The sequence below is a fragment of the Streptomyces sp. NRRL B-24085 genome (assembly GCF_001282115.1).
Classification (GTDB): domain Bacteria; phylum Actinomycetota; class Actinomycetes; order Streptomycetales; family Streptomycetaceae; genus Streptomyces.
In genome coordinates this window covers 1-5,904 of record NZ_LJBR01000450.1, presented here as the reverse complement: position 1 = coordinate 5,904, position 5,904 = coordinate 1, and the positions used below count along the sequence as shown (strand labels likewise).

Below are 5,904 nucleotides of genomic sequence, written 5' to 3'. Positions count from 1 at the left end.
GCGATGTCCGGGGGTGGGTTCTGGGGCCGGTGGTTGTGGTCGGTGGTGGGTGGTCGGTGTTCGGTGGCCGGTGCCTGGTGCCTGGTGCTGGGGGGGCGGCGCTCGGTGGTGGGTGTCTGGAGCGGGTGGTCGGTGGTCGGCGGCTGGTGGCCGGTGCCCGGGGCCAGTGCATGGTGTCTGGTGGTTGCGGCCCGAGGCCGGTGCTCGATGGCCGGTCTCCGGAGCGGGTGGCCGGTGCTGGGAGCCGGTACTCCCGGCCCTGGCCCCGGATGCCGACGCCTCGCCCGGATCCCGGACCCCCATCCCGGAGCCCTATCCCTGGGCCCTCAGCCTTGGAGGCGGGGCCCGTGGCGCCTGGTCCTGGCTGGCCCCGGTCGCCAAGCCGTCCGGCTTCTCACGCTGAGCGCAGGGTCTCCAGGGCGCGTCTGGCCACCTCCCGGCCGATCGGCAGGGATGCGGTCGCCGCGGGGGAGGGGGCGTTCAGGACGTGGACCGTCCTCGCTCCCTCGCGGATCAGGAAGTCGTCCACCAGCGTCCCGTCCCGGAGGACCGCCTGTGCGCGTACTCCGGCGGCCGCGGGGACCAGATCGTCCGGTGTGACGGCGGGCAGCAGTCTCCGGACCGCCGTGGTGAACGCCCTGCGGGACACCGAGCGCCGCAGCTCCCCCGTGCCGTACCGCCAGTGCCGCCGGGCTATCTGCCAGGACCCGGGCCACGCCAGGGTCGCGCCGAGCTCCCGGGGCCGTACGGTCCCCCAGTCGTACCCCTCCCGGGCCAGGGCCGGCACCGCGTTGGGGCCGATGTGCACCCCTCCGTCGATCCCGCGCGTGAGATGCACCCCGAGGAACGGGAACGCCGGGTCCGGCACCGGATACACCAGGCCCCGCACCAGCTCGGGCCGCGCGAGGGAGTAGTACTCGCCCCGGAACGGCACGATCCGCATCCCGGGGTCGTCCCCGGTCAACCGCGCCACCTCGTCGCAGTGCAGCCCGGCGCAGTTCACCAGCACCCGCGCGCGTACGACGTCCCCGGTGCCCGTGAGGACGGCGACCCCGCGTTCCGGGCGCCGGTCGATCCGCCGCACCTCGGCGCCGTAGCGGATCTCCGCGCCCGAGGCCTCGGCCAACTGCCGGGCGACCCCGACGAAGTCGCAGATCCCCGTGGTTCCGACGTGTATGGCGGCGAGGCCCTCCACCTCGGGCTCGTACTCCGCGATCTGGGCGGCGCCCAGCTCCCGCACCGGAATGCCGTTCTCCCGGCCGCGCTGGACCAGGCCGTGCAGCCGCGGCAGCTCGCTCCGCTCGGTGGCGACGATCAGCTTGCCGGTGACGGCGTGGGCGATGCCGTACTCCGCGCAGAACTTCACCATCTCGGCGGCCCCGCGCACGGCGTACCGCGCCTTGAGCGAGCCCGGGCGGTAGTAGATCCCGCTGTGGATCACCCCGCTGTTGCGCCCGGTCTGATGCCGGGCGGGCCCGGCCTCCTTCTCCAGCACCACGACCCGGGTGCCGGGCGCGCTGCGCGTGATCGCGTACGCCGTGGACAACCCGACGATGCCCCCACCGACCACGAGCACATCGCAGTCGTAAGCGATCCCGGACAGCACCTGCACCACCTCCCACCCCCGATAGTGCACTGCACCACTGACAGTCACTTCAAACGCGGGAGGCGGCGCCGCCGTCCGGGCCTCACGCCGGAGCCATCAGCAGCGGCCGGGCCCGCTCCCTGAGCTCCACCACCCGGGGCTCGTCCCCGTACGGCTCCAGCCGGTGCAGCAGGTCCTTCACGTACTCGGTGGTGCGGGCCGAGGAGATGCGCCCCGCGACCTCCACCGCCCGCACGCCCTGCTCGCACGCCGCGTCGAGATTGCCCGACTCGAGCTCGGCGACCGCGGAGACCACGAGCCGCAGCCCGTGCGAGCGTACGAACTCCTCCGTCGGCTTCGACAGCGCCTGCTCGGTGAAGCGGCGGACCTGGCGCGGGGCCTTCAGGTCGCGGTAGCACTCGGCCGCGTCGGCGGCGAAGCGGTCGTAGGAGTAGAAGCCGAGCCACGACGGGTCGTTGTCCCCGTCCCGGGACCGCTCCAGCCACCCCTCGGCCGCCTTGAGCGCCGCTCCGGCCGCGGCCGCGTCGCCGGCACGCGCGTGTGCCCGCGCCTCGACGAGCCGGAAGAAGCTCATGGTGCGGGCCGTCGCCAGCCCCCGGTTCCGCTCCAGCGCGGCCTGCGCGAGGTCGACGCCCTCGTCGCCGAAGCCCCGGTAGGTCGCCTGGAGCGACATCGACGCCAGCACGTAGCCCCCGAGGGGGACGTCGGCGGCCGCGCGGGCCAGCCGCAGCGCCTGGATGTAGTAACGCTGCGCCGCCTCCTGCTGGCCGGTGTCGAAGGCCATCCAGCCCGCGAGCCGGGTGAGTTCGGCGGAGGCGCCGAACAGGGCCCGGCCCACCTCGTCGGAGTACGAGCCGAGCAGCAGCGGTGCCGCCTCCACCCGTAAGCACTCCGGCACCATGGACGAACGCCAGTCGCCGCCTCCGTACTTGGAGTCCCAGCGCCTGGCGTCCTCGGCGGCCTCCCGCAGCTTCTGCACGTCGCTGTGGCCGACTTTGAGCGGTGCGCCGGAGGCTTCCGCGGAGTTCACCTCCCGCGCGACCGAGCTGTCGGCCGGGGTTATCAGCCATCGCGAGGCGGGCGTTGCGTATGCGCTCACTGCGAAGGAGCCGGCGAGCGACTGCCAGATGCCGCCCGCGCCGGACCGGCGCCCGGCGAGGTCCAGGCGGTAGAGCTCCGTGGCCGACCTGACGGCCTGGCCGACGTCCCTGGGGAAGGCGAGGCCCACCTCCGGCGCGGGATCCGCGTCCGCCAGGCCGATCTCGTGGAGCGGCACCGGGCGGCCGAGCTTCTGGCCGATGGCGGCGGCGATGAGGTGCGGAGCCGCACCCTGCGGCACCATCCCCTTCGACACCCAGCGCGCCACCGACGTCTTGTCGTAGCGAAGAGTCAACCCGCGTTGAGCGCCAAGATCGTTGACGCGACGCGCGAGTCCTGCGTTGCTGATTCCCGCGAGGGCGAGAACGGCGCCGAGTTTTTCGTTCGGCCCGCGTTGCTCCCTGGACATGCGCCACCCCTCGACACAGACGGCTGCCGCGCTGGCATAACCACGCGGCATTCGTAAACCCAGCGTAGTTCGCCGCATCCCAAGCGTTAAGGGGCATTGTTCCGGATGGCGGGATTGTGGTCCGTACTGAAGTGCGGGTCCGATACGCGCAGTTGCGTCGTGCTCCCGATGTGTGGCCGTGCGCCCGTCCGTGCGCTCTTCTCCGGCCACCGGGGGAGCGCTTCCATGGATGGTGCGTGGGTCGGCCCGCTGTACTGGATCCAGTGGGCTGGGGGACACCGCCGCCTCCATCCCCGCGGGCGGCGGACCGGCCCGGGGGGCGAAGTGGCGTCTCCCGGGCTGCGCGCCTGTCGTGCGGCGCGCGGGTTGTGTACGGAGCGTGCGCAAGCCTGTCCCCAGGTCGCCGATTTGGCCGAAAACCGACCCTCCCCCCTACGGGTGATCAGCCCTCCCACCATGGCAGTTGAGGGCGCGTTAGGCGTTTTTGGGGAGCGTATCGGGGGCGCATTCACGTCGCACGCTCCTTGCCCAGCAGGCCTGTTCACAGGCGTACGCGGGTGTTCCCGGGGGCGCGTTCCCCGCATCCCGAGCGGCCCCACCGGCCCTCCGGCACGCTTCCTTCATGGCAGCATGGTGACCGGTTCGAACGGTGCACTGGTTGTCCACAGCCTGTGGAGGCGTCGATGCGGTGGTTGGTGGGATGGAGCAGCACCGCCGCGGGTGTCTCCGGGATCGGGACGGCGGGAGCCACCGGAAGCGACGGCGAGACCGTGCACCCGGTGGGTTCGCACCTCCTGTGGGGCGACCCGGACCCACTGTGGGCGGTCGGCGACTGGCGCCCGGACGAGGTGCGCGTGGTCACGGTCGACGCGCAGACCCGGATCGCGGTCCTCGGCACCTGCGGGGCCTCCGACGAACAGCTCCGGATCGGACTGCTCGCCGCGCGCGGAGGGGCACTTCGGCATCTGACGGCCTGGTCGGGCGCGTACACGGCGGTGGTCCAGGTGGGCCGCCGGATCACCGTCGGCGGCGATCTGGCGGGCGCCCGGCCGGTGTTCTACACGCCCTGGGCCGGCGGCACGGCCTACGCGACCGCGGCCCTGCCCCTCGCCGACCTCATCGAGGCCAACCTCGACTTCGGACACCTCGCCGCGCTGCTCGCCGCCCCCGACGTACCGGCCGCCCTCCACGACTCCACTCCCTACGAGGGCGTACGGCGCATTCCGCCGGGGCACGCGCTGATCCTGCGCAACGGCGCCCGTGAGATCGCCGGCTACGAACCCGTCGCCTCCCTCGCGGTCGCCGCGCCCTCCGCCGACCCGGACAGCGCGGTCAACGCCGTGCGGGACGCGCTCGTCGAGGCGGTCCGCGCCCGGCTGTCCGCGCCCCGGCACGTGCCCGACATCGACCCCGGCCCGGTGCCCGGCATGGGGCCCGCCGAACGGCGTGCCGCGCGCGGGATGCCGGTGCCGGGGATCGGGGCCGACCTGTCCGGGGGGCCCGCGTCCGGGACGCTCGCGCTGCTCGCCGCCGGGCTGCCGGGGATGCCGGGAACCGTCCTCGGACACGGCACCGGGGCCGGTGAGCGGCTGCTCGCGGTCACCTTCAACGACCTCGCCGTGCGCGGGCGGGAGGCCGAGGTGGAGCGGGCCGGGACGCTCGCGGCCAATCCCCGGCTGCACCACGTGGTGGTGACCGGCGGCGAGGAGACACTCCCGTACGCCGAACTGGACGGGCCCCTGACCGACGAACCCGGGCCGTGCCTGGTGACGGCGGCGCGGCACCGGGCCCGGCTCGCAGCCGGCAGCGCCGACCACTTCACCGGGTACGGGGCCCGGCAGGTGCTCGACGCCCACCCGGCGCGCCTCGCCGACCTGCTCATGGACCGCAAGCGGCGCCACCTGGTCCGGCCCGTGGCCGCCCTGACCAAGGCGGACGGTTCCGTGCTCGTCCCCGCGCGCGTGTACGGCGCCGCGCGGAAACTGGCCCGCACGCCGTACCGGGTCGGTCTGGAGATGCTGGCCGACCGGCTCATGCACCAGCGCTTCGACGAGCCCGGGGGTGCGGCGGGGGCGTCCCTCGCGGCGCTCACCTGGGCCAGACCGGGACCCGCGGCGCGGTGGCTGACGGGGGAGGCGCTGGCTGAAGTATCGGTTCGCCTGCAAGGGGCCACGCAGCGCTCCGGGGTGGGTCCCGGGCAGCACCCCGGCGACTTCCGCGCGCGTGCGGCGCTCGCCCGTCACGCGTCCGACCTGCGGGTCCTGGAGCAGGCCGTGGAGATCCGCTCCCAGCGGCTGCACGCGCCCTTCCTGGACAACCAGGTGGTGCGGGCCTGCCGCGCCCTGCCCGAGGCGCTGCGCGTCCGGCCGGGGGCCCGCGCGGAGATCCTCCGTACGGTCCTGGAGGGCGCGGGCGTCTCCGACCTCCCGCCGGGCTGGGGCGCGCCGTCCCACGCCTCCTCGGCCGCGGCGACCCGTACCGGGCTGCGGGTGGCGGCGGACTCGCTGATGTCCCTGTTCGGGACGCCGTTGCTGGCGCAGGCGGGGCTGGTCGAGGCCCGGGTGGTGCGCAAGGCGCTGCGGGCGGCGGCGGAGGGTGAGCCGCTGCCGTTGGACGGACTGGCGGACCTGGTCTCGCTGGAACTGTGGCTGGGGCGGTTGCTGGCGCGGCGGGGGACGTGCTGGACGGGCACGCCGGCACGCGCGCGTGCGGTGCCGGCGGGGATTCGGCCGCAGCGGGGGGCGTTGGGAGCGGGGGCCTCCGGCGGTTGAGCCGGGTTCTTGTGCGGGTG

General features: G+C 74.4%; 3 protein-coding genes. 1 reads left to right on the top strand and 2 read right to left on the bottom strand.

The window, feature by feature from the left end; translation table 11 throughout:
- Positions 1-394 precede the first annotated feature (394 nt).
- Together lhgO and AOJ26_RS36270 are read right to left on the bottom strand one after the other, a co-directional pair.
- The gene (gene lhgO, locus AOJ26_RS36275) at positions 395-1,615 is read right to left on the bottom strand and encodes an L-2-hydroxyglutarate oxidase (RefSeq protein ID WP_053852609.1); all 1,221 of its coding nucleotides are present in this window, start codon (positions 1,613-1,615) and stop codon (positions 395-397) included.
- Between the two features lie 73 nt (positions 1,616-1,688).
- A complete protein-coding gene (locus AOJ26_RS36270; protein WP_053852608.1) occupies positions 1,689-3,113 on the bottom strand; it encodes a hypothetical protein in 1,425 nt (474 codons plus the stop codon).
- A 683-nt stretch (positions 3,114-3,796) separates the two neighbouring features.
- On the opposite strand from AOJ26_RS36270, the gene AOJ26_RS36265 reads away from it, so the two are divergent.
- Positions 3,797-5,884, top strand: coding sequence for an asparagine synthase-related protein (locus tag AOJ26_RS36265; RefSeq protein WP_053852607.1), 2,088 nt, complete (start codon positions 3,797-3,799; stop codon positions 5,882-5,884).
- The last annotated feature ends 20 nt before the right edge of the window (positions 5,885-5,904 follow it).